This window comes from Thermonema sp. (genome assembly GCF_026003375.1).
GTDB classification, from domain to species: domain Bacteria; phylum Bacteroidota; class Bacteroidia; order Cytophagales; family Thermonemataceae; genus Thermonema; species Thermonema rossianum.
On the sequence record NZ_BPHD01000001.1, the window covers coordinates 676125 to 701779 of the forward strand.

The window sequence follows — 25655 nt, forward strand, 5'->3', positions numbered from 1 at the left end:
AATAAACATCTATAATCTCATTGCCACACAAAAGAGTTCTTGGGCCTCTTTTGCTATTTCTTATTTTTTGTATTTTTGAAGCAATTAAACCTGTTAAACAATAAAAGCAATGAGCAAAACAACTATCTGGATACTCACAAGTGTTTTATTTGTAGCTGCCTTCTTTATTGCTTTTCAGATTTACGACACCGTGCGTAAACCAATTGAGAAGAAGCGTAACATCGAGCTCACCGAACAAGCCATCATCCAACGTTTGGAAATCATTCGCAAACTGGAGCAAGCATATTATGCCAAGCATGGATGCTATGCCGATTCCTGGGAAAAATTGCTCAAATTTGCACTTGAAGACTCCCTTTACAACATATCGAAGCACGAGGAAGACTTGGGCAACGACTCCGTCATTGTTACTTACGACACCTTGTCTGTGGTTGCCGTGCACGACTCGCTGCTGAAAGGAATGAGTACGGAAGAAATAGCACAACTGCCCTTGCGCCCCTCCATTAAGGATGTAACAGGCTATACCCTTGAAGAAGAAACAGAGACAGCGCAAGCGGCCAAGCCCGATACCTTCTTCCTCTACGTAGGACAAACCGAGAACTTCGGTAATACCATCTGCTTGATTTACGTGGCAGACCCCAACCCCGAAAACCCCGACCGCAAAGCAGGCAAGAAGCCGGTATTGGCATTTGGTTCGCAAACCGAACTCACTACCAAAGGTACCTGGGAATTCTAAGCTTTTCACCTTATCATCTTTGCCCCTTCTCTTGAAGGGGCTTTCTTGCTTGTTATTTGTTTTTTGCTTATTATTTTTCAATAAAAAAGGCATCTATGATTTTCGACAAACCGGCCCACAAAATACAAGATGCAGCCTTAGATACCGACCGGCTGTCGCAATACACTCTGTCTATCATGGTGAGCAGACGGACCATCCGCCTTTGTGCCGTCGATGCGCATGAATCAAGATGCCTGTTGCTTGAAGATTATCGCGGCTCCCGCATCCAAACAGAAGATGAGCTTTTGCAAGCCATCGATGAGCTGTATGAAAAACACAGCCTGTTAAAGGCCGGCTACTGGGCAAAGGTACAGCTGGCTTTCCGGGCTACTCCTTTCAGCTGGGTGCCCACAGAGTTGTTTGACATGTACCGCTGCGACGAGTACCTGCAATACGCCGTAGATGCCGCCGCCCTGTTGGATAATGACGCTACTCGCTTCTCCGAATCGAATGCGCTGCAAGCCCATTGCGTCTTTAAAGCTTCCGGCAGCGTGGCCAACCGTCTGCAAAACATATACCTGAACCAAAGTGTCAATATTTATCATCAGGCACAGGTATTTGCAGAAGCCATTTACAGAAACACTGCGCTGGGCAACCTTCCTGAAAATGCCCTGCATGTATATGGCGAAGCCAAGTATATACTCATCATGGCTGTTAAGGGGGGGCAAGTCAAACTCATCAATCAATTTCCCGTACTGTCGCCCGAAGACTTCGTGTATTTCACCCTTTTTGCACTGGATGAGCTACAAATGCCAGCCCATGAAACCCCCGTGCTTCTTTATGGCGAAATCAGCCCCGGTGCCAAGTCGGTAGAGTTGTTGCGCAAGTATATAAAAGACCTGCGCTTCAGCGGTCGTCCGCCGCACCTGCTCTTCAGCTACCAATTCGATGAGGTACTTGACCACCGCTATTATGACCTGCTTAACATGCATCTTTTAGACTAACCCCGGCAAAGCTCCATTGCTTTTTTACACCGTAGAAGAAAAAATGGGCTCTTTGCGTTGCTTACGGTGCAAACGCAGGTCAAAAGCCATGCATATATTTCGAATAAAGGGCTTGCCGGCTGCTTGCACTTCTATACTTGTCAGCTGTCCGCTCAATGGCTTTACTTCCACCAAACCATCTTCACAAAGCGGCTGCAAGGCATTAAAAATAAGCCGGCTATTCTCTTCCCCAAGCGCTTGCGTGTCTGCTACCGTGTGGTAACGGCACATCAAATCCAAGATATGGCGCCTGATAAGCAAGTCTTCCTCATGCAAACGGTGCCCACGGATAATAGGCAAGCGCCCGGCTTCTACTGCCTTTTTATAGTCTTCTATTTTCTTTTCATTTTGAGCAAAAGCATTCCATGCATCGCCAATTGAAGAAGCACCCAAGCCTACCAGCAGGCGCGTATCTACTGCCGTATAGCCCATAAAATTACGATGCAGGTTTCCGCTTTCGTATGCCTTGTAAAGTGCATCATGCGGCAATGCAAAGTGGTCCATTCCTATGTCGCGGTAACCTGCTTCGGTCAACTGCTGTTTCCCAAACTCATAAAAAGACAACTTTTCTTCGGGCGAAGGCAGCCAGCGCTCGAAGCTCTTCTGTGCCGGCATCATCCAAGGCACATGGGCATAAGCATACCAGGCAATGCGGTCCGGCTTCAGGCGCTCTACATGCTCAATGGTACGCGCAATGGACTCCCTCGACTGCTTGGGCAAACCATAAATCAAATCGAAATTGATGGATTCATACCCCACTGCACGGGCTTGCCGCACCACCCTCTCCACCTGCTCATAGGTTTGTATGCGATGAATTGTCTTCTGCACTTCCGGCTCAAAGTCTTGAATACCCAAGCTCAAGCGGCGAAACCCCAAAGCATACAACTCCATCAGGTGCTCAAGCGTGGTGCTGGCAGGATGTGCCTCAAAGCTCAATACGGCGTCGGGCAACAAATGAGCATGGGCAGTGATACCTTCTATCAGCATGCGCAAATGTGCCGGACTGAAGAAAGTGGGCGTTCCGCCCCCCAAATGAATTTCACGTATGCGGGGCGTTTCGCCAAACAACTCCATATACAACGCCCACTCTTTCAACAGTGCTTCTATATAAGGGCGCTCTACTTGATGATTCTTTGTGATGCGCTTGTTGCAACCACAGTAAGTGCATAAACTCTCACAATAGGGCAGATGAATGTAGATGCTCATGCCCCGCTGCCGGTTTTCTTCCCGGAAACGAAAGCGCACCGCTTCCTTCCATTCCTCCTCTTCTACATTGTTTTCCCAAAAAGGAACGGTCGGATAGCTGGTATAGCGAGGTCCGGGAACAGCATATTTACGAATCAGTGAGGAAGTGGATTGTATCATAGTCAGCCACACGTTTCTATTACCAATAAGCAAAAGAAGCAATTACAGGCTGTGCATACAATGATATTGCTCATCATTCATTAGTTTTGCCTTAAAACAAAACATCTATGACGCACATACGAATAGGTCAAGGATATGACGTTCATCGCCTTAGCGAAGGCTACCCCCTGATGATTGGTGGCATTGAAGTGCCTCATCATGTAGGCTCGGAAGGGCATTCCGACGCCGACGTGCTGATTCATGCCATCTGCGATGCGCTTTTGGGCGCGGCTGCTTTGGGCGACATTGGTACCCACTTCCCCGATACCGACCCTGCTTATAAGGGCATAGACAGCAAAAAGCTGCTTAAACAGGTGGTAGAGTTATTGCAAGAAGCAGGATATGCAATTGGCAATATAGATGCTACCGTATGCCTGCAGCGACCTAAAATAAAACCTTATATCCCTACCATGCGTGAGTGCCTTGCACAAGTGATGGGCGTCCACGTGTCGCAGGTATCTATCAAAGCCACCACTACCGAAAAACTGGGCTTCGTAGGAAGAGAAGAAGGCATTAGCGCGCTGGCTATAGCTCTCATCTATAAAAATCAGGCATGATAGAAGCGCACAACTTAAGTATCGGTTACAGGAAAAAGTATGCCCTTTTCAGGGGGCTGAATTTTAAGCTCCCCAAAGGACGCCTGATAGGACTCATATCGCCCAACGGGGGCGGCAAGTCAACGCTCATCAAAACGCTGGGCGGTTTGTTGCCTCCGCTTGCCGGTGACATCACCCTGCAAGGGAAAGCGCTCAAGCGCATGAGTGCCCGCGAGCGCGCCCGCTATATCAGCATTATTTTAACCCACCATCCACCCATGCCCTATCTGCGTGTTTGGGAATTGGTGAGCTTCGGACTATACCCCCATTCTTCTTTTAGCGACATGTGGCAGCTATCGCCCCCACAGCGGCTTCTTATAGAGCAAGCCTTGGCGCAATGTGGTGTGTTGCCACTCAAAGAGCATTATTTTGAACAGTTGAGCGACGGGCAACAACAAAAAGTAATGATTGCCCGCGCCCTGGTGCAAGGCACGCCCTTTATTCTTTTAGACGAGCCTACTACTTATTTGGACTTGCCGGCTCGCCATGCCCTGCTAAGTCAGCTGAAGCACTTGTGTCAACAACAGCAAAAAGGCATTTTGTTTTCTACTCATGAACTATCCATGGCTATGCAGTTCTGCGATGAGCTGTGGTTGCTACTGCCCGATGGGCGCTTGGTGAGCGGACTGGCAGAAGCATTGGGGGCGGCCGGTTATTTTGACCTTCTGTTTGCGCAAACAGGGCACCAACTCGACCCCATGAGCATGCGTTATGTGCCACAGCAAACGCATGGCAGTTATTTCCTGTACGGCTATGATGCCCCCCACGCCCCATGGACCCGTCATTTGCTTGAGCGTCTGGGCTGGCGCCTTGCCCCCTCGCCTGAATCAGCTACTCTGAAAGTGAGCTGCCAGGCCGGCGGAAGCTGGCATATTGAATTACAAGAGGTGCACATGCAAGCCCACGACTGGCAACGCCTGTATGAAATTCTTACTCAAAAAAGCAGCATAGCAGCCGGCTCCGGAACTTAAAAAGCTGCTAAAAATAAAGCCAATGAAAACGCCACCCTTGGCGCTCGTCCCAAGAGAGTGCAGGTGCCGGTATTTTTATCATATTCAAGAAGCGGAACACCGAACGCAGCCAAGACTTTGAAGCAGGCACCTGACGCCACTCGATGTCCACGCTAAAATACAGCTGGCGGTAGGGACGAAAGCCCGCCTGCAAGTTCTCGTCTCTGCGGGCATATACCATTTCTTGCGCACCATAACCTATTGCCCATGTAAGCGGCACGGACAACGGACGGCGCTTAAACAAAGCTTGCCAGTCGAAAGAGAGCCAATAGGTTTGTCCGTTATAGTCCTTTAGCCACTGCTCGGCGAGCCCGTCTCCAAGCACTCCGGGGCGCAAGGCAGCGTAAGGCGACGGTTGAAATGAATATTTAGGACGCACAAGCAATGGTCCCCTGCCGTTTTGTACCCAAAACAACATGGCACCGGCCAGATTTGCCCCGGCATCTGCCCATGAAAAGCCATAAGCCGGCGAAAAGCCGTCCAATATCTCTATGGGAAGCATTGCGGTCCATGCCAGCACGGCAGCCATATTGCGCGCCTTACGAGGCGAATAACACAAAGTGCGCAAAGCCTCGTGTGTGTGCTCTGCCAAATAGAAAGCAGTCATGGCATGCCCGGCTTTATCCATCCCCATCCATTGGGGCGCGTCGTTGAAAAAAGTAAAGTGGTCGAAGCCTTGCTGCCCATACCATATGTACCCCAGTGCCCCCATGCCTGCCGTATAGCTTGCCCCTGTAAACGCAAAAAAAGTTTTTCGCTTTTTTATGCAGCTATCAGGCAATGCAGGATTTTTTTGTGCAAAAACAAGATGAGATATAATAAAAAGAAGAAAGAGTCGATAGAACATAGGCCGCATGATTAATAAAGTATCAAAAGAGTGTTAACTTGCCTGCAAGTAAACGATAGCAGTTTGAATAGTCCGCGAAAACTAAGTAATATTGCAGAAATTTTGCTCCTATGCAAGTGCACAACATAGAATCTTCCTCGCCAACTTCCAAGCCCCTGTCGGACATGACGCGTGCACGCCGCGCGGTCAAGCTGCGCAAAGCATGGCGCCGCGAACGCATCTTCATCTTGGCATGCCTTCTATTGCTTGCATTGGCTTATGTGTTTCACCCACACCCTGTAGCCGCCGCATGGTTCGGCTTTTTTATTGCCGCTTACTCTGCTGTTGCCAACGATAGTATACAAACCATCGGTACCTTCATAGCATCCAACAAAGAGCGCCCTTGGTGGATGCTCTGGCTTTATATAGGGGGCATTTTCCTGGTTACCATGACCGTGGGCTGGCTCCTCTACGACGGCGATGTTTCTTACCAACGCCTGATGTCCGTGGACAAAAAAACCGGCGAGCTGCTGTTCCCGCAACCTACTTCTTTCTCTTTCGTGCAGCTGGCTGCCCCCATTTTCTTGCTCATACTCACCCGCATGAAGATGCCCGTATCCACCACCTTCCTGCTGTTGAGTGCTTTTACGGCCAGCAGCTCGGGCATCAGCAAGGTGTTCATTAAAAGCATAGGCGGTTATTTGCTGGCGTTTGGCATAGCCATCGTTGTTTGGCTGCTGATTCACCGCCAAACCAAAAAGTGGTTTACCGGACGCCCTCACCCGGGCTGGGTAGTGGCTCAGTGGCTCACCAGTGGGGCGCTTTGGGCTGTATGGCTCATGCAGGACGCTGCCAATATAGCCGTGTATTTGCCCCGGCAGCTCGATGTTGTGGAGTTCCTCATCTTTGCCGGTACTATCTTTGCCGGCTTGGGCTTGCTCTTCTACTTGCGCGGCGACCGCATTCAAGAGATTGTAGATGAAAAAACCGAAATAGCCGATACCCGTGCAGCCACTTTGGTGGATTTGGTTTATGCAGGCATCTTGTTATATAAGCTCACCGTCAGCACCATCCCGATGAGTACCACTTGGGTGTTTTTGGGACTGCTGGCAGGGCGTGAGCTGGCAATCAAGATATCAGACAAAAAGCCCCTCGTCAAAACATGGAAGCTCATAGGCAAGGACTTACTGTTTGCCTTCATCGGCTTGTTGGTTTCTTTAATCATTGCCATGATAGTAAACCCCGGCTTGTGGGCAGAAGGAAAAGCATTACTTAACCAATAGAAACAAACACTTCCGGTTACATAATAAAAGCGTAGATGTTCTGCCGGAGCATCTACGCTTTTTATCGATAAAGCGAACAGATATGATTGATTTTTTACTAAGTGTAAGCCTCACCGCCTGTCTCTTTCTTATTTTCAAGGTGTTTGAAAGAAAAAAGGTGCGCCTTCTGGGCGGCATTGTAGTCAACTATTGGGTATGCGTGCTTAGTGGCATGGTCTTGCTACCGGGCATTTCACTGCCCGCTTCGGCCGACAGCTTACAATCATGGCTCCCCTTTGCTTTCTTTTTGGGCTTTTGCTTTATCACCACTTTCTATATGATGGCATACACAACCCAAAAAGTGGGGGTAAGTGCCGCTTCGGTGGCTTCCAAGCTCTCATTGGTTATTCCGGTAGCTTTCAGCTTGCTGTTCCTTTCACTCGAACAGCGCAAACAATGGGACAGCTGGAATATTATGGGCATGCTGCTGGTGTTCGTAGCCATTGTGCTTACCTCTTTGCGCCCACGCTATACGCCCCAAACCTTCGACCTACGAGGGCTTGGGCTATTGCTGGCCGTATTCTTTATGAGTGGTACCATCGACACCACCCTCAATTATGTAAATGCCTACCGGCTGAATGAACAAACCCAACCTCTCTTTACCGTGGGTGTGTTTGCCACTGCCGGTTTCTTGGGCTTACTGGTAGTACTCTATAAACAATTGATACAAAAAGAGCATATCATAGGCGTAAGGGAAATCATAGGGGGCATTGCGTTGGGTATTCCCAATATTTTTTCTCTTTACTTCATGCTTCGTGCTTTGGCTTTCTTCAAACATGATGGGGCTTTTATGTTCCCTGTTTTTAATATATTGGTTATCTTGCTATCCACCATGGGCAGTATCTTCTTTTTTGGAGAAAAGCTGTCAGCCGCCAATCGATGGGGCATTTTTGTTTCTTTGCTTGCTTTAACGTTATTGGCTCATCAAGAATTATTAAGTGTTTTTGCATGAAAATTACAAGGAGAATACACATATGGCTTACACTATTATGGCTGCCTTTTAGTGGACAAGCCCAGTCATTTTCTCCTTCCATGCCTTTAGAATACTTGTTGCTGGAGCATTGGGGCACCGATAAGGGGCTTCCTTCTTCACACGCCTCCCGTGTGGCTCAAACAGAAGACGGCTTCTTGTGGATAAGCAGCTACGACGGTCTCTCACGCTTCGACGGCGAGCAATTTGTTGTTTTTGGCAGAAAGAATATCCCTGCTTTACGTTCCAATATAGTCAATGTGCTGACAACGGGCATGGGCTACTTATGGGTGGGCACCAATGAAGACGGGCTTTACTCCTACCACCGCGGTCAGTTTGTTTATCACGGGCTAAAGAACAGGCGCATTACGGCACTGCATTATCATAAGCAAAAGGTATATGTAGGAACACAAAATGGGCACTTGCTCGTCTTCGATATAGAGCAAGAGAGCTTTACACTGGACACTACCTTTGCGCAGGGCAATGGTGCCATTTACGGCATACTGGTCGATAGCAAGCAAAACTTATGGGTAAGCCAAAGCGGCGAAGGCGTTTGGCACCAAACACGTGACGGCAGCTGGCAACACTATACTACCACACAAGGGCTGCCTACTAACTTCACCTTGCGGTTATTCGAAACCGGCGATGGCCGCATTTGGTGTGGCAGTACCCAAGGCATTGCCTATTGGGATGGACAAAAGTTTCACAATCTTTTTTTGGAAGGCAGTTGCATTGTACACTCGGTCGTTGAAGATGACGCCGGCAACCTCTGGTTTGGTACTTCGGTGGGGCTTTTCCGCCAACATGCCCGGAATGGCACCATAGAACGCTTTACATTTAGGGGGCAAAACCCACTGCTGAACATCACAGACCTTTGCTATGACAGAGAAGGGAGCTTGTGGATAAGCACCTACCGCGATGGGCTCTTTCGTTTGCGGGAGCCCAAATTCCTCACCTACACCCAAGAAAATGGCTTCAGTAAAGAAGGTGCCGGTGCCGTGTGCCACCTTGACGATGGCAGCATATTGGCAGGCAGCAATGACGGGCAGCTGTTCCGTATCAGAGATTTAAAAGTAAGCCCGTTCGTTACACAAACACCTCTGCCCGCCTTGCGCATCTTTCATTTGCTGCAGGACCGTCAAAAAAGAATATTTGTAGCTACCTTCTATGGTTTATTGGTCATTCACCCCGATGGGCGCGAACAGTTCCTTGATAAGAAGCAAGGACTTTCCGATAATGCCGTGCGGGTACTTATGGAAGACCGGCAAGGCAATATTTGGGTGGGTACACGCTGGGGCGGCATCACCATTCTCGACTCCAACCTAAGAGTCATCCAATACCTCAACAAGCAGCAAGGAAAGCTGCCTTCGAATTTCATTATGAGCCTTGAACAAGCCCCCAACGGCGACGTGTTTATAGGAACCAATGAATCAGGTTTGCTCGTGCTTCGTGCAGACAGCAGCCTCCGGCAATACACAACCCGGCACGGCTTGGGAAGCAATACGGTATTCAGTACTTTGAAAGAAGGCGATCAAAACCTATGGGTATGCACAACCGGTGGATTGAGTTATATTGACCTGCAAAATGGCACAGTCAAAAACTACTCCTCACGGGAAGGGTTGCCCCACGACAGCCCTTTCGATATGTCCATCGATGAAAACGGAAATATATGGTTGTTCACAGCCAAAGGCATTGTGCGTGGCGACTATAGCAGCCTGCTTGAGCACATGCGGTCGTCGCGCCCGGCAGCACTCAGCTGGCAAATATTTTATAAAGACGACGGCATTAAAACAGATGAGTGCACGGGGGCTGCCCATAGCCTTCGCGCTCCGGATGGTAGCTTGTGGGTACCCGCCAATGGTGGTTTAATACACATACAACCCAATGATATACCGCAGTTGAAGGTCCCCCCATTGGTACACATTACCGACCTCGAAGTAGATGACAAGCACTACCTTCCAAACCAACGACAAGTACTTGAGCTGGCTCCCAACCCACAGCGAATCACGTTGAGGTTTACAGCCTGCTCTTTTGTGGCTCCTCAAAAAATCACGTTTAAATACCGCTTACAAGGTTTTGACGAAGAATGGCATATACAAAACACACCACGCATGGTGAGTTATACCAACCTGCCGCCGGGCAATTACCGCCTGGAAGTATATGCCGCCAATGCCGACGGGCAATGGAGCCATGAGGCCGCCACTATTGATTTTCGTATTCAAGCTGCTTTTTATGAAACCATTTGGTTTTATATTGCCATTCCCATTGCTTTTATTTTCCTGGTCGGCGGCTTTTATGCCTGGCGCATTCAAAATATCGAACGGCAAAAGGAGGAGCTGGAAGAAATAGTAAAACAGCGCACAGCCGCCCTTGAAGAAGAGTTGAGCATTACCCTGTCCAGCATTCAATATGCTAAGTTGCTACAAGAATCATCGCTTCCGGACATAGAAGTTATTCGCCGGCATTATGCTCATTTCTGGCGCTTCTACCATCCCAAAGACATCATATCCGGTGACTTTTACTGGTTTTCAGAGGCTGCGTTGCTCCCTACATTGGCAGTAGCCGACTGCACCGGCCATGGTGTTCCCGGAGCATTCATGAGCATCATCGGGCAGTTTTTGCTGAATGAAGTGTTCAACTTGAAAAAAACACATCCACTCCCCGAAGCCATGAGGAGCCTGCATGACAGCTTGTTGTCTATAATAGAAAAAAATGGCTTGCAAGATGGTATGGAAATAGGCATTTGTCAGTGGGATGCCTCTCAAAAAGCACTTTACTTCTCCGGCGCACGCCATCATTTGATAGCGGTGAACAGCCGAGGATTGCAAGTATATAAAGGTGCCGTGGTAGCAATCAGTGCGCTTTGGGGCAAAGAAGTGGAACAAGAAGACTTCCCGCTCTATACCATTCCCATAGAAGAACCCACCTGGTTTTATCTGTTTTCTGATGGGTATAAAGATCAGTTTGGCGGTCCTTCGGGACGCAAGCTCGGTGTCAATGCCTTTTATCGCTTGCTGCAGCGAATTGCTTCGCTGAGCCCCGAAGCACAACAAAAGCAAATAGAGGATTTCTTTTTCAGTTGGAAAGGCGGACGCCCACAAGTAGATGATATACTGGTTGTGGGCTTTCGGTTAGCGCCTTAAAAGAGCTTTTTGCAAGAACTATGGAAAATACGGATACCTACCGTACATTAGCCTGCCCGGGCGCGGGCATATATAGAGAAAAAGGCAGCAAGTTCTTGGGCTTTGCCTATCCGGTAGAATCCGAAGAGGAAATCAAAGCGCATATAGAAGCGCTTAAAAAAGAGTATTACGACGCCCGGCACCATTGCTATGCCTACGTGCTGGATACGCCCCCGGAGCCGCTTATGCGCGCCCATGACGATGGCGAACCGGCGCACTCTGCCGGCACCCCCATCCTGAATCAAATACGATCACTGGAATTGCTCAATGTGTTGGTGGTCGTAGTACGCTATTTTGGCGGCACCAAATTGGGTGTGCCCGGTCTCATTCGTGCCTATAAAACAGCCGCCGAAGCAGCCTTGCTCGATGGTGGCATAACAGAGCGCACACGCGAAGCGTTTTTTCACATAACATATGGTTACGAAGAAACGTCACAGGTGATGCGGCTTATTCATGAATTGGGGGCACGCCTCGTAGAGCAAGACTTCCAAAGCCGCTGCCATGCCCGCATAGCCGTTCCTCTTTCACGCCGGGCAGAAGCAAGGGCTCAACTGCAAAACTGGCTTGTCAGTTAGAAAGCAAAAAGCGGTCGGTTAATATCATCAGCTGTGCCAAAGGCAAATATCCGAAAGAAGCGAACATCAGCTGCAAAGCGCTCTTGCGGTCTGTATGGCGCCATAGCTTGACCGCTTTCATCCAAAACCAAACGCCCAGCAGAGAAAGCACTATGGTGGTGGGCAATTGCAACAAGGCGTAATACCACAATAGCCACGGAACCAATATAATCAAAGCGGTCACCCACATGATATAATGTGCCGTCTCACGCGTGCACTGCCCGCCGCGTGGCAGCAACCGGTAACCTACGTTTTTGTAGTCTTCATCTGCCAGCCACGCAATAGCCCAGAAGTGGGGCATCTGCCAAACAAACTGCAGCACAAACAACAAGATAGCCGACATGGTCAAAGCGCCTTCATAAGCAATCACCCCCAACAAAGGGGGCAAAGCACCGGGAATGGCCCCCACCCATACAGCCACCTCGCCTGCCCGCTTCAAAGGGGTGTAAAGAATGGCATATGCCAACAAAGACAGCAAAGCTACGTAGGCGGTCAAGGGGTTGGTAAAAGACAATAGAAGCAAATAACCCAATGCCCCCACTATCACGGCAAAAGTAAGTGCTGCATCCATAGACACCTTGCCCGCCGCCAAAGGGCGATGGCGCGTGCGCTTCATGCGCGCATCAATATCCTTCTCTATCACCTGATTAATAATCACCGAAGCACCGGTAATCAAGAACCCACCCATACACAAAGCCAGAAGTGTGCTCCACGCCCATGCTTCTCTTGCGGCAAAGAAGTAGCCAAAAGCAGAGGAAAATATCACCAAAAATGAAAGGCGTGGTTTGAGCAGCTTCCAATAAGGCAATATATGCTCTTTCCAGTTGCTTGTTTTTCCGGTCACTGCATTCATAATTGCAAATTTATGAAAATAAAGCTTTCCCACCGGGGTTTTTCAGCAGCCAAGCCCATGCCGCAAAACACCAAGCCCATGCCACCAATGCAACAAGCAGATGCAAAGGCTGAAGATAGAAAGGCATGGCATTCCATGCCAAGGTCATCCCCACGGCAGCCTCCCAGCTAAGCAGGGCACCTATCCCCATGGCCGCTTTTTTCAAAAAGGCAGACGAAGAAAGAGCAAAGGTCAAAGCCGCTGCCACACAAGCCACCAGTATAACCCCTACCGAGAGCCAACGATGCAGGGGCAACACGGCATCCAAGCCGTCCACCCAGTAGGCACGTGCCGCCTCTCCCATCTGCTGCGCTACGCCATCCACCGTTTCACGCACCCCCGTGCCTTCAATAATTTGCCAGGTAAGAAGCAAGCCCAACAAAGCATAGCTCCCCCTCAAAAGCCACAAGGAAGCAGCAGGCACAACAACCCTTTCCGCCGGCTTTTGCATGAACGCCCGCACATCTGTCCATACCCAAAGCATCCATGCAATTAAAGCCATGGCAAGTAGCATATGCAGCGTAATCATGCCCGGTAGCAAATTGGTGGACACCACAATAGAGCCTATCCACGCCTGAAAAACCAAGAGCACCAAAGCCCCCAGGCAGTGCCAAAACCACACTTTGCGCAGCTTGCGCAGGCGAAATGCGGCAATGGTGGTCAGCAACATAACCAAACCGGACAAGGCCCCCACCAGGCGATTCACGTATTCGGTCCAGGTCTTGGCTGCATTGAAAGGTTGCTCTATATAAACGGCAGGGTCATTCAAAATGCGTTCTGCCACTTCTTCTTTTCCTAAAAGCCTTAAATAACGTGCAAAACGCTCGTTTTTCTTCTTACGCTTAGCTGCATATATTTCCCTGTAATCGGGTGGAAGCTCTTTTACGGAAGTAGGCGGCACATATTGCCCAAAACATTTGGGCCAATCGGGGCAGCCCATGCCGGCACCGGTGCTGCGCACTACCCCACCGGCCAGCACTACCAAGAAAAAAGCCACTACACAAGCCATGCAAGCGATGGCAAAGCGGCGAAGCTGTAATCGTGTCATGTCGTTCATGAGCAAAAATAGCTAATTAGTGCTGCAATAATGCTGAAATTTACTTAACAGTACAAGCAAAAAGGGCTACCCTTCCATGCAGGCAGCCCTTTTATTTTATGCACACATGGCCATGAATTAAGCCTGTGCCTTCTCTAAGGTAGCATCTTCCGGAATCATAAACTCTTTTTCGAAAGCTACCTTCTCGTTTTCATGAGGCAAGTTAGAGTTGGGCGTAAAGGCATAGGGCACGGTCTGAGGAATGAAGTCGCCGAAGCCGTCTTTGTCAGCATTGGGTTTGCTGTAGTCATAGGGCCAGCGATACACATAAGGAATTTGACCGGGCCAGTTGCCGTGTCCGGGTTCCACCGGCGTGGTCCACTCCAGGGTAGTAGAACCCCAAGGGTTAGCCGGTGCTCTTCTGCCTCTAAACATAGAGTAGAAGAAGTTAAAGCCGAATATCAGCTGAGCAGAGAAGGTAATGATGGCAGCCACACTGATGAAGCTGTTCAAGTCGGCAAAGATATTAAACGCATCGAAAGAGGTGAAGGTGTAATAACGGCGCGGGAAACCGGCAATACCCAAATAATGCATGGGGAAGAATACCAGGTACACCCCAATGAAAGTAAGCCAGAAGTGAACATACCCCAAGCGCTCGTCCATCATGCGTCCAAACATTTTGGGGAACCAATGGTAAACCCCCGCCATCATGCCAAAGAAAGAAGCACTACCCATTACCAGGTGGAAGTGTGCCACCACAAAGTAGGTGTCGTGCAACTGAATATCCAAGGCGTTATTGCCGAGCACAATACCTGTTACACCCCCTGAAATAAACAACGATACCAAACCGATAGAGAAAAGCATCGCCGGCGTGAAACGGATGCTGCCCCGCCACAAGGTGGTGATGTAGTTAAAGGCCTTCACAGCCGAAGGAATGGCAATAATCAAAGTAAGGAACATGAAGATAGTGCCCAAGAAGGGATTCATGCCCGACACGAACATGTGGTGCGCCCACACGATGAAAGAGAGCACCGCAATAGCCAGCATGGAACCAATCATGGCACGATAGCCGAAGATGGGCTTGCGTGAGTTGGTGGCTACAATTTCAGAGGTAATCCCCAGGGCAGGCAACAACACGATATACACCTCGGGGTGTCCCAAGAACCAGAACAAGTGTTGGAAAAGGATGGCACTACCACCTGTGTGATGCAAGGCTTCACCGTTGATAAAGATGTCGGACAAATAGAAGCTGGTACCAAAGCTGCGGTCGAAAATCAGCAACAAAGCAGCAGAAAGCAACACAGGGAAAGAAAGCAAGCCAATAATGGCTGTAATAAAGAATGCCCAAATCGTCAGAGGCAAACGAGAGAAGGACATCCCCTTGGTACGCATGTTGATAACGGTGGCAATGTAGTTAATCCCGCCTAACAGGGTAGAGACTATAAACAATGCCATCGATATCAGCCAGTAGGTCATACCATCACCGGAACCGGGGGATGCCTGCTTCAACGCACTCAATGGCGGATAAACCACCCATCCCCCTTCGGCCGGTCCTGTTTCCAAAAACAGCGAACGGAACATGATGACGCTGGCAAGGAAAAAGAACCAGTAAGAAAGCATGTTCATAAAGCCCGAAGCCATATCGCGGGCACCAATTTGAAGGGGAATCAAGAAGTTGCTGAAAGTACCACTCAAGCCGGCCGTAAGCACGAAAAATACCATGATGGTACCGTGCATGGTCACCAACTGAAGGTAAAAGTCAGGGTCCAGCTGACCGGTTCCATCCTTCTGTATCACGATCCACTTGCCAAGCAGGGGCTGAAGGAACGAAAGGTCCATACCGGGAAAGCCCAGCTGAAGACGGAACAGAATAGACAAGAAACCGCCAATCAGTGCCCAAATCAAACCGGTTACCAAGAACTGCTTGGCAATCATCTTGTGGTCCTGCGAAAAAATGTATTTCGTCAGGAACGTTTCTTTGTGATGCTCATGCTCATGGGCATGCACATCGTGTGCGTGTGCCATAGCCATATCTCTACTTTTTATTGGTTTTCAACGTAACATTTATTTTAAAGAAGCAGTTTGCTTTTGCGCATTTTCCATCTCTTGCATTACCACTGCATCCTCCACATCGTTCACTGAATGGTATTTGCCTTCCTTCACCAAGGCTTGGCGAACACGTGCTTTCTGCACATAGTCCTCGCCTACCAACTGGGTCCAAGGCTGTTGTTTTGCCAACCACGCCTTAAACTCCTCCTCGGTCTCTACAACCACCACCAGGCGCATACCGAAGTGACCACGGCCACACACCTCCGTACAAGCAATCTCGTAATTGAAGCTTTCATAACGAGGCTTGCCGGTTTTGGGGTCAATACGCTGCCAGTTGGGCAGTTGGCTCAACTCTTGGCGCATTTCGGCAGTGGTCTTGGTAGGTGTAAACCAAAACTGGGTAGGCATGCCGGGCACAGCGTCCATTTTCAAACGGAAATGGGGCGCAAACACGCTATGAATCACGTCACGGGAACGTATTTTGAATAAAACGGGCTTGCCTTTCACCAAGTGAATCTCCGGCGGAAGAATATCATCCTCGGTTCTTTTATCGGTCAGGTCAACCCCCATTTCATTGGTAGCATCCATGAAGCGGAAGCTGTAGTTCCCCAACTCGCCATCCTTACCCGGATAGCGTACCTTCCAGGCAAATTGGTGCCCCATGATTTCCACCACCTGTGCCTCTTTCGGCGGCTCACTCATCACCTTGCGCCACACCAGCCAGCCATTCAATACCAGCACCAACATGATGAGAGCCGGCACGGCTGTCCAGACAGCTTCCAAGGTGTTGTTATGCGGGTAAAAGTGTGCTTTCTGTCCGCGCTTGTAACGGTACATGTAGGAAAAAGCGAACAGCCCTACGTTGGTTACCACAAACATCGTAATGATAATGGCCATGGTAACCCAAAACAAGTTGTCCGTCATTTCGCCATGCTCCGAAGCCAGCGGAAGATACATGTCATCGGCGGTGTTGGTATACCAAATCACCGCAGCTGCGCCAAGCAAAGGAAGCAACACAAAGAGCGTAGCATGCAGGTTGTTGGTCGATACATCTACGGGATCTTTGCGGTCCTTATTCTTGGCAATGGCTACCAGCCGCGCCACGCGAAAGATGGTAAACGCGATGGCTACGACCAGTACCGCTGCTAATATCAAGATAAGCTTCAACATAGTTTTACTCTTTTGTTAGCTCAACAGTGTGTTTTCTAAAATTGTTTGCAATACCAATATAGTAAACATGATTATTTCTTCAAATGTTCATGTTTACAAGTTAGATGGAATGATGCAAAGATTCTTCCAGCATCGGGTGGTTTTTGGCTATCAATGGTGCTTTGGCCAATGTGCGATAGAAGAACCATACAAACAAGCTGGCAAAGACAATGATAGCCCCTATTTCCATCAAGCCAAAGCCACCGTATTGTTTGGCAGTGCCGGGCATCACCATCAGATAGAAATCCAGATAGTGCCCAATCAAAATAGCAAAGGCAGTTATCTTCAAGAAGATAGGATGACGTTTTGAATCACGCGGCATCAAGAACAAGAAGGGGAAGGCAAAGTTGATAATTGCCAAAATAATCATCACGGGCGAATAAACACCACCCAAGCCGTGCAAGCGCTCTTCAAAGTAAAAGATTTCCTCGGGAATGTTTGCATAGTAAATCAGCAAGAACTGGCAGAACCAAACGTAAGTCCAGAAAATGCTAAATGCAAACATGAATTTACCCAGGTCATGCAGGTGATTTTCATTTACTGCCTTCAGGTAGCCCTGTTCTTTCAGGTACACCACTGCCAAAGTGATGACTGCCAAGCCCGATACAAACCAGCTGGCAAACACATACCATCCGAACATGGTGCTGAACCAGTGGGTGTCGATACTCAACAGCCAATCCCAAGCCGAAGTAGAAGAGGTAACGGCAAAGATGACAATGAAGACGATAGACCATACCACCTGCTTATCGTAGTAACGGAAGTCGAGGCGGTTTTGCAATTGGTCTTCTGCCAACGAAGCCTTGCGAATCATGGTGTAGCCCCAATACCAGAGGGCAAAATAGAGCACCAAGCGCAACAGCCAGAAGAAGGGGAAGCCTCCTTCGGGCGACAAAGGCCAGTAGAAGAAAGGCGCTTTGCCATTGATGATGGCATCGAACTCGGGTCCACCTTTTTCATACAGGCCGGTATGTGTCCAGTGGAAGAGTTCATGGTGTCCCAAGAAGTACACCACAAGCATGATTACTCCGCCCACGGGCAAGAAGCCACCAAAAGCTTCGGGCACTCTTTTGATAATAGCAGACCAACCGGCTTTTGCAGCATACTGGGTAGCAAGGAAAAAGACACCGGCTACCGCAATACCTACAAAGAAAACGCTGTTCAACCAGAGGTTTGCCCACACGCGCGCCATAGGGTTGAAGTGGTCACCACCTCCCCCGCCATGCTCTGCGGCATGCCCGGCGCCATGAGCAGCCTCGCTGCCAAAGCCGCTTACAAACCAAACAGCACCGGCAATGAAGAGAATCAACCCTACTGCCAGCCACATCCATATTTTTTTCTGCGTAGCGGCAGTAAGCGTATATTTTTCGTTTACGTCAACGGTTACAGTGTGTTCTGCTGCCATAATTTCTTTTTGTTTAAATTAGTTAGCCATTGCTACTTCCGAAGACTGCTCTGCGGCAGTTCCTTCTTGTGTTTCGCTTGCTTTTTCTTCTTGTCCGGGCACTATGCCGCTTTCGGGCAGGTCACCGGAAAGCACATGCACGTAGTGCACGATTTTCCAGCGCTCCAGCGGGTTGAGCTGTGAGGCATGCGGCCACATACGCCCTTTTCCATGGGTGATAACATGGAAAATATGCCCGTCGTTGAACTTCATGGCTGCAATGTTGGCAACCCCTTTGTATTTCTGCCCTACCGGGCCGTCGCCTTGCCCCTTGGCACCATGACAAGGCTGGCAGAAGCGCTCATACAACACCTTGCCTTCGGCAATCACCTGCTTGGTAGCAGGCAGTGGGTTTTTCAGTGTTTTCTCTGCCACCTCTATGCTGTCGGGGTGGGTGCGATACACCATCAAGCCCAGGTCATATTCGTTGCCGTATTCGTCCACATATTTGGTCGGGTAATTACGGCGCGAGATGGTACCGGGCACCGGCGGCAGCACATTGGCGCCGGTAGGTGTCAGCTTGTTTTCTTCTACTTGTGTCAAAGGTTCATAAGGAATCGACACATACATGTTGGGGGCATACTCGGTGCCGGGGTCGTTGTAATCGCGCTGGCAAGCTGTCAAAACGCACAGCCCGGCTACCGCAGCCATAGTATATTGTTTGAAGCGCATCATGGTTTTCATTTTCGGTTTTAACGTTCTACAATACGAGGAAGCGGGTCGGTCTCCGCGCCATACTTAACCATCAAATCGCGAATTTGCTCTTCGCTCAAAGTGTTGGCATCCAGGTCCACCACCAAGGCATATTTGTCGTCGGTAGTGCGGCGGTCAAACATGAACTCCTTCTTGCCGGGTCCCATATTATTCGACACCAAGAAAGTGGCCACCATACCCAAAGCCGAAATAAGCACGGTCAACTCGAAAGTAACCGGTACCATGGTGGGGATGGCTACAAAGTTTTTACCGCCGATAATCATGGGCCAATCGATGCCCATGGTATAGGTGATAAGGGTAATTGCAGAGAGCGTACCCAAAGCACCGAACAAGAAAGCGGCAATAGGAATGCGCGTGCGCGGATGCCCAATGTAGGTGTCGATGTGGTGAATAGGATGGGGCGAGTACACCTCATATACTTTCACCCCATCGTTTTTTAGTTTTTTCACAGCATCCACCACTTTGTCTTCATGGTCGTAAATACCCACCATGAAGCGCTCTTTGGTATGTCCTAAACGTGTATCTGCCATAATTTTTTTCGTTATAAGTCTTTGCCTTTATCGTACATAGGTGAAGCAGCAGCTACGGCGCCACCTTCTTTGAGGTATTCGGTAGCTTTTTCCTTCGCTTTGATATCCGAAGAGTTCAAGATAGTCTTCACTTCTGCCATGTTGATAACAGGCAAGTATTTGGCGAACAGGAAGAAGCAGGTAAAGAAGATGCCAAATGTGAAGAGATAATCACCTATGTCGTACAAGGTAGGATAGAACATTGCCCAGCTGGAGGGGATGAAGTCGCGATGCAGCGAGGTAACAATAATTACAAAGCGCTCGAACCACATACCAATGTTTACCACAATAGACAGGAAGAAAGACCAGGCAATGCTCTGACGTATCTTCTTGAACCAGAACAACTGCGGTGAAATCACGTTGCAGGTCATCATAGACCAGTAAGCCCACCAGTAAGGACCAAAGGCACGGTTCAAGAAGGCATAGCGCTCATATTCCACGCCCGAATACCAAGCCATGAAGAACTCGGTCACATAAGCAATACCCACAATAGAGCCGGTCAAGATGATGATCTTGTTCATGTAGTCGATGTGGGTAATGGTAATATAGTCTTCGAGCTTATACACCTTGCGGGTAATGAGCATGAGGGTTTGCACCATGGCAAAGCCCGAGAAAATAGCCCCTGCCACGAAGTAAGGCGGGAAGATGGTGGTGTGCCATCCGGGGATGAGCGAAGTGGCGAAGTCGAAGCTCACAATGGTGTGTACCGAAAGTACAAGCGGCGTGGAAAGACCTGCCAAAATCAAAGCTACGTATTCGTAGCGTGCCCATACTTTGGCACCACCTTCCCATCCGAATGCCAGCAGCCCATAGATGAAGGCAGCAATCGGACGGCGTTTTTTGCGCTTCTCACGGCGCTCCTCGGGCGTATCGGTATCCAACAAAGGATATTTCTCGAGTGTCAGCTTGGCACGGTCGCGAATGGTTGCCAAGTCAGGAATCAAACCTACATACCAGAAGACCAAAGAAACGGTCAAGTAGGTAGAAATAGCGAATACGTCCCATACGAGTGGTGAGTGGAAGTTCACCCACAACGAACCGTAGGTGTTGGGCAAGGGAAGAGCCCAGTGTGCCAGCCATGTACGCCCCATGTGCATCAAGATGAAAGTACCGGCACAAATCACGGCAAAGATGGTCATGGCTTCGGCAGCACGGTTAATCGATGTTCTCCATTTCTGACGGAACAAAAGCAAAATGGCGGAAATCAAGGTACCTGCGTGACCGATACCTACCCACCAGACGAAGTTGGTGATGTCCCAAGCCCATCCGATGGTTTTGTTCAAGCCCCACATACCAATACCATACCACCATGTGGAAGCAGCGGCATAGCCGCCTACTATAAGCATAATCAGCGACACACCGAAAGCAACCAACCATGCTTTAGAAGGTTTCTCTTCTACCCGACGACAAATGTCCTCGGTGATATCGTGCATGGTTTTGTGACCGGTTACCAACGGTTCACGAATTGGCGAAGTTACCTGCATGGTTATTCTAAGTTTAGGTTAGTCTTTGTTACGAATCTTAGTTAAGTAAGTCACATTCGGACGCACATTGTACTCTTCCAATACTTGGAAAGCGCGCGGCTCGGTGATTTTGATATCGCCATTCTCAAACTCTTTCAAGTTCAAGAGCTTGTGGATACGGCTTTCAGGGTCGTTCATGTCACCGAAGACGATGGCGTCGGTAGGACAAGCCTGCTGGCAAGCCGTCTTGGCTTCACCGTCACGCAGCTTGCGTCCGGCACGCTTGGCTTCCAACTTAGCCAACTGAATGCGCTGTACGCAAAGCGAGCATTTTTCCATCACACCACGAGAGCGCACGGTTACGTCGGGGTTCAATACCATGCGGCCCAAGTCGGTTTGTGACATGTAGTTCACATCTTGGAAACGCTCGTCGTTGGTGTAGTTGAACCAGTTGAAGCGGCGCACTTTGAACGGACAGTTGTTCGCACAATAGCGGGTACCGATACAACGGTTGTAGGTCATCTGGTTCAAGCCTTCCGAGCTGTGGGTGGTGGCCACTACCGGACACACCGTTTCACAAGGTGCATTGTTACAATGCTGACACATCATAGGCTGGAAGACTACCTCCGGATTGTCTGCCGGGTCTTCCATCTTTTGATAATTGGCATAGCTCTTATCTTCGGTATCGATGCTTTCGTCAAAGCTGTAGTAGCGATCGATACGAATCCAGTGCATCTCGCGGCGGTTGATCACTTCCTGCTTGCCTACTACCGGCACGTTGTTTTCAGTCTGACAACCAATCAAGCAGGCACTACAACCAATACAAGAGTTCAGGTCGATGACCATGCCCCACCAGTGGTTCTTGCGGTAGGCTGTTTTTTCATGCCCTTTCCACAAGGTGATGAGGCGCGGATTCAACTCTTCTTCTTTGTTTTCGGGGATGGTGCGGTTCACGTTCACCTTCTCCCCTTCTATGGTGATAGCAGGGAAGAAACGTCCTGCCGCAGGGTCCTTTTGATATTCTTTGAGGGTAGCCTCTTGCACAATAGGACGCGCCATGATGGTATGGTGCGTTTGCGTTTGTGCTATTTCGTAGGTGGCTCCCGTTTTTTCAATGCTTACTTGACGCTGTGCGTACACCAAAGCACCGTCGGCGATGCTTACGAAAGGATAAGCATTCTTACCGATGTTGTTGGCACACTTACCGGCTTTGGTGCGCCCATAGCCCAGTGCAATGGCGATGGTGCCGGGAGCTTGACCGGGCTGAATCAGCACAGGCAACTCCACGCTATAGCCGTTGGCAGTTACCTTCACCACATCGCCTTGTTTCAAGCCTTCTTGTTCGGCATAGCTCTTCGATACACACACGTAGTTATCCCAAGTGGCTTTGGTGATGGGGTCGGGCAATTCTTGCAACCAGGGGTTGTTTGCCATGGCGCCACTGCCAATACCTACTTTTTGATAGAGTACCAACTCTATGTTTTTGTTGTCGGCAGTATAACGACGCGCTACACGGCTGCCGGCTTCTTGTACGTCGGCAGTAAAGGCAGGTTTTTCGGCAGCGGCTTCGGCAACAGGCTCATATACGCCATCATGCACCACTTTGGTCCAGAAGTCTTCAAACGAGCCCTCGCCTTTGTATATGTTTTTGCGCCAGTAGCTGCGCAGGAATTCATAGAATGAGATGCCTTCTTCTGCCCAAGTCAGGAAGCTGTCTTGTGCCTGACGGGTTTTGAAGAGCGGCATGATGGTAGGTTGAGCCAAGCTGTAGAAGCCGGCACGCGGCTCTGCGTCGTTCCATGCTTCCAGATAGTGATGGTCGGGCGTGATGAAACGGCACAAGGAAGCAGTTTCATCGGCACGGTCGGCAGTAGAGACGGTCAACGCAATCTTGGGCAGTGCTTTTGCCAACTCAGCCCCTTTCACATGGTCATAAACGGGGTTGGTATTATAGAAAATCACAGCCGACACATTGCCTTTCTTGGCATCTTCTACAAAACGCAAGAATTCTTCATCGTTGCCTTGCTTCACAAAAGAAGGACGGCTCAGGTCGATGGTGCTGCCGTAGTTTTCGAGCAGATAGTTGATGGCATTCACCAACACTTGCACATCCGGGTCGTTCGAGCCGGACACAACCAGCGACTTGCCTTTGGCAGCCAACAAGTCTTTTACAGCCTTGTCGATATGAGGCACTTTCACGGCAGGCGCCGACACTGTGGGGGCGCCCACTGCTTGCGCTACGCCGTTATAAAGAGCAGCCACCACCAACCCTTCTTGCGAAGGACGAATACGGCTGCGGTAGTCGGCATTGGCGCCGGTCAGCGACAAGGTGGTTTCAAACTGATAGTGGCGCGACATGGTTTTCTTGTCGCCGCCCAGTTTGCGGGTTTGCGCATACTGGCGAGCATGCTCAATGGGCGACAACCAGGTGCCCAAGAAGTCTGCCCCTACGCTTACTATCACTTCGGCTTTGCTGAAGTCATAAGCAGGCAGTGCATATTTGCCAAATGAGCGCTCGTTGGCTTTCAAGATGCCATAAGCAGATACTGCATCGTAGCTCACATGGCGGAAGAAAGGATATTTTTCAATAAACTTGGCAATCACCGCCTTGGTTGAAGGGCTCATGATGGTGCTGCTTACGATGTAAGCAGGCTTTCCGCTTTGGGCCGCTTTTTTCAGCCCGTCTATGATTTTTTGGTCTACGGCAGCCATGTCGGCGGCTTTGCCGTTTTCCATGAAGCCCTGCAAGCGGGACAGGTCATACAAGCCCAATACCGACGCTTGCACGCGGGCACTGGTTCCCCCTTTGGTGATAGAAGACAACTCATTGCCTTCTATTTTAATGGGGCGCCCCTCGCGGGTTTTTACCAGAATGCTGCAGTATTCCCCGTCTTGTGCATAGGTAGAAGCATAGTAGTTGGGAACACTGGGGTCAATTTCTTCGGGTTTATTCAGGTAAGGGATTGCCTTTTTTACGGGCGCTTCGCAAGCAGCCAAAGAGGCAGCTGCCAGGCTGAATCCCATGAATTTCAAAAAGTCGCGACGGCTGGTGGTCAGTTCCTCGGCAGTGGGGAACTCGGGGAACTCGTCCTGCGACTTCTTTACGAAGTCAGTGTCGTTGGTCAACTCTTCCAGCCCTTTCCAATATATCTTTTGTTTTTCTTTCATATTTCTGTTGAGTTATGAAGACTTGATTTGAAGAAAGAAGATTAATAGTGACACTTAGAGCACTCAAGACCGCCAATGTCTTCTACGGTCATGGGCTTCTTGCCTGCATTGGCTTTATGGAATTGCAGCAGGCGGTCATAGTAATCGTTGCCCTCTGCCTTCACCACGGTCTTGCGGTGGCAGTCGATACACCAGCCCATAGTCAAGGGCGAGCGCTGCTGCACCACTTCCATCTTCTCGATTTCGCCGTGGCAGTACTGGCATTCGATTTGCCCTACTTGCACGTGCTGTGCATGGTTGAAATACGCGAAGTCTGGCAGGTTGTGTACACGCACCCACTTGATGGGCTCGTTCTTTTCTATGGCAGCATAGATTTTTTGTATTTCAGGCGAGCCGCGTTTGATTTCGCCGTGGCAGTTCATACATATGTTGGCAGAAGGAATATTGGCAGATTTGCCTTTGCGCACACCTGTATGACAATACTGGCAATCGATTTGATACTTGCCGGCATGCAGTTTATGTGAGAAGGCAATGGGCTGAGTAGGTGCATAACCTGTTTGCACACCTACATCCATCAGGCTGTCGATGCCTGCCTTGGCCACCACCAACAAGAAAAACACGCCCACTACAGTAAGGAATGCTTTGCTGCGGAAGGGGGCGGTCAAGTCTATTTTTTCATTGACTACCTCCAAGTCTTCTTCGGGCAGGTCCTGGTTTTTCAAGAAGCGGGTCAACAGCGATACTATCAGCAACAATACAGCCAACACCAACACCAGCACAATCACCAAGCCTATCAAGATGGCAGTCAGGTAAGAAGAGTTGAGACCGCTTGCCTGGGCAGCTTCTCCCCCTTCGGCTTGGGCAGCACCATCGGCAGCTGCTTCCTGTTGTTGGTTTTCAGCCGACTTCACATAAGCCAAAATAGCCTTGATGTCGTCGTCGCTGAGGTCCAGGAAGGAGGTCATCTGGGTTTGGTTGTACTCGTTGTAGAGCTGTACGGCTGTGGGGTCGCCACTCTGGATCAAAGCCTGCGAGTTGCGAATCCACTTAAGCAACCAGGGCAGTTCGCGACGTTCCAAAACGCCCTTTAAGCCGGGACCAATCACCACTTCATCGGTGACGGCGTGGCACGATTGACAACGACCAACAAAGAGTTCTTTCCCTTTGGCAATCGTTGCCTCGCTCATATCCAAGCCGGGCACTTCTTGCGTGGCGTTGTCCTGCGGGGCAACCTCTTGCGCCCAAGCGGGACTTGAAAAAAGCATCACTATCAAAAAGATGCTTGCGTAACAGATGCGTGTGAGCATCAGCCTGTTGGGTTTGTTCAGTAAGCGCATAGCCTTTTGCTTATGAGTTAACGTTGGTTTCACCTGATTTTTCATCTTCGCAAAGTTAATATGGCTTTTCTTATTCACAAATGCCCTTTGCGAGGCAA

The 25655-nt window shown here is 49.6% G+C and carries 20 protein-coding genes; 8 read left to right on the plus strand and 12 right to left on the minus strand.

Annotated features, from left to right (window positions below):
- The first annotated feature begins 109 nt into the window (after positions 1-109).
- Positions 110-733 (plus strand): hypothetical protein, encoded by a 624-nt coding sequence (locus QVE43_RS02930; RefSeq protein WP_288004205.1) that lies wholly within the window; start codon positions 110-112, stop codon positions 731-733.
- 95 nt (positions 734-828) lie between these two features.
- A complete protein-coding gene (locus QVE43_RS02935) occupies positions 829-1716 on the plus strand; it encodes a DUF3822 family protein (protein WP_038029172.1) in 888 nt (295 codons plus the stop codon).
- Between the two features lie 24 nt (positions 1717-1740).
- Here the strand turns inward: QVE43_RS02935 and hemN are convergent, their stop codons facing one another.
- The gene (gene hemN / locus QVE43_RS02940; RefSeq protein ID WP_288004206.1) at positions 1741-3120 is read right to left on the minus strand and encodes an oxygen-independent coproporphyrinogen III oxidase; all 1380 of its coding nucleotides are present in this window, start codon (positions 3118-3120) and stop codon (positions 1741-1743) included.
- A 107-nt stretch (positions 3121-3227) separates the two neighbouring features.
- Here hemN and ispF point away from each other — a divergent pair, with 107 nt between their 5' ends.
- Together ispF and QVE43_RS02950 are read left to right on the plus strand one after the other, a co-directional pair.
- Positions 3228-3716: a 2-C-methyl-D-erythritol 2,4-cyclodiphosphate synthase gene (gene ispF / locus QVE43_RS02945; RefSeq protein ID WP_288004207.1), complete on the plus strand. Its 489-nt coding sequence runs from the start codon at positions 3228-3230 to the stop codon at positions 3714-3716.
- On the plus strand, positions 3713-4726 hold the full coding sequence (locus QVE43_RS02950; RefSeq protein ID WP_288004208.1) for an ABC transporter ATP-binding protein: 1014 nt from the start codon (positions 3713-3715) through the stop codon (positions 4724-4726). Before ispF ends, QVE43_RS02950 begins: the two co-directional genes overlap by 4 nt.
- Before the next feature lie 7 nt (positions 4727-4733).
- Here QVE43_RS02950 and QVE43_RS02955 read toward each other — a convergent pair whose 3' ends face one another.
- On the minus strand, positions 4734-5477 hold the full coding sequence (locus tag QVE43_RS02955) for a DUF2279 domain-containing protein (protein WP_288004209.1): 744 nt from the start codon (positions 5475-5477) through the stop codon (positions 4734-4736).
- A gap of 245 nt (positions 5478-5722) precedes the next feature.
- Between QVE43_RS02955 and QVE43_RS02960 the strand changes: the two genes are divergently transcribed.
- The 4 genes from QVE43_RS02960 (at position 5723) to QVE43_RS02975 (ending at position 11640) form a co-directional block, all read left to right on the plus strand.
- On the plus strand, positions 5723-6874 hold the full coding sequence (locus QVE43_RS02960; RefSeq protein WP_288004210.1) for a hypothetical protein: 1152 nt from the start codon (positions 5723-5725) through the stop codon (positions 6872-6874).
- A gap of 82 nt (positions 6875-6956) precedes the next feature.
- Positions 6957-7865, plus strand: a complete 909-nt coding sequence (locus QVE43_RS02965) for an EamA family transporter (RefSeq protein ID WP_288004211.1) — start codon at positions 6957-6959, stop codon at positions 7863-7865.
- An 80-nt stretch (positions 7866-7945) separates the two neighbouring features.
- Entirely contained in the window at positions 7946-11026 is a 3081-nt protein-coding gene (locus QVE43_RS02970) for a two-component regulator propeller domain-containing protein (protein WP_288004212.1), read from the plus strand.
- Between the two features lie 20 nt (positions 11027-11046).
- Positions 11047-11640 carry a YigZ family protein gene (locus tag QVE43_RS02975; RefSeq protein WP_288004213.1) on the plus strand — a complete coding sequence of 198 codons (594 nt, stop codon included), beginning with the start codon at positions 11047-11049 and terminating at the stop codon, positions 11638-11640.
- Here the strand turns inward: QVE43_RS02975 and cyoE are convergent.
- From cyoE to QVE43_RS03025, 10 genes are all read right to left on the minus strand, one after another.
- Positions 11633-12532 (minus strand): heme o synthase, encoded by a 900-nt coding sequence (gene cyoE, locus QVE43_RS02980; protein ID WP_038029458.1) that lies wholly within the window; start codon positions 12530-12532, stop codon positions 11633-11635. The two genes, QVE43_RS02975 and cyoE, sit on opposite strands and share 8 nt — an antisense overlap.
- 10 nt (positions 12533-12542) lie before the next feature.
- Positions 12543-13619 (minus strand): heme A synthase, encoded by a 1077-nt coding sequence (locus QVE43_RS02985; RefSeq protein ID WP_169737601.1) that lies wholly within the window; start codon positions 13617-13619, stop codon positions 12543-12545.
- 126 nt (positions 13620-13745) lie between these two features.
- Positions 13746-15638, minus strand: a complete 1893-nt coding sequence (locus QVE43_RS02990; RefSeq protein WP_288004214.1) for a cbb3-type cytochrome c oxidase subunit I — start codon at positions 15636-15638, stop codon at positions 13746-13748.
- Between the two features lie 33 nt (positions 15639-15671).
- On the minus strand, positions 15672-16826 hold the full coding sequence (locus QVE43_RS02995) for a cytochrome c oxidase subunit II (protein WP_288004215.1): 1155 nt from the start codon (positions 16824-16826) through the stop codon (positions 15672-15674).
- 100 nt (positions 16827-16926) lie between these two features.
- Positions 16927-18267, minus strand: a complete 1341-nt coding sequence (locus QVE43_RS03000) for a quinol:cytochrome C oxidoreductase (protein ID WP_288004216.1) — start codon at positions 18265-18267, stop codon at positions 16927-16929.
- Positions 18268-18285: 18 nt separating this feature from the next.
- On the minus strand, positions 18286-18981 hold the full coding sequence (locus tag QVE43_RS03005; RefSeq protein ID WP_288004217.1) for a cytochrome c: 696 nt from the start codon (positions 18979-18981) through the stop codon (positions 18286-18288).
- A gap of 17 nt (positions 18982-18998) precedes the next feature.
- Entirely contained in the window at positions 18999-19550 is a 552-nt protein-coding gene (locus QVE43_RS03010; RefSeq protein WP_038029157.1) for a DUF3341 domain-containing protein, read from the minus strand.
- Between the two features lie 11 nt (positions 19551-19561).
- Positions 19562-21073 carry an NrfD/PsrC family molybdoenzyme membrane anchor subunit gene (gene nrfD / locus QVE43_RS03015; RefSeq protein WP_288004218.1) on the minus strand — a complete coding sequence of 504 codons (1512 nt, stop codon included), beginning with the start codon at positions 21071-21073 and terminating at the stop codon, positions 19562-19564.
- An 18-nt stretch (positions 21074-21091) separates the two neighbouring features.
- Entirely contained in the window at positions 21092-24220 is a 3129-nt protein-coding gene (locus QVE43_RS03020; protein ID WP_288004219.1) for a TAT-variant-translocated molybdopterin oxidoreductase, read from the minus strand.
- 41 nt (positions 24221-24261) lie between these two features.
- Entirely contained in the window at positions 24262-25557 is a 1296-nt protein-coding gene (locus QVE43_RS03025; RefSeq protein ID WP_288004220.1) for a c-type cytochrome, read from the minus strand.
- Positions 25558-25655: the final 98 nt, after the last annotated feature.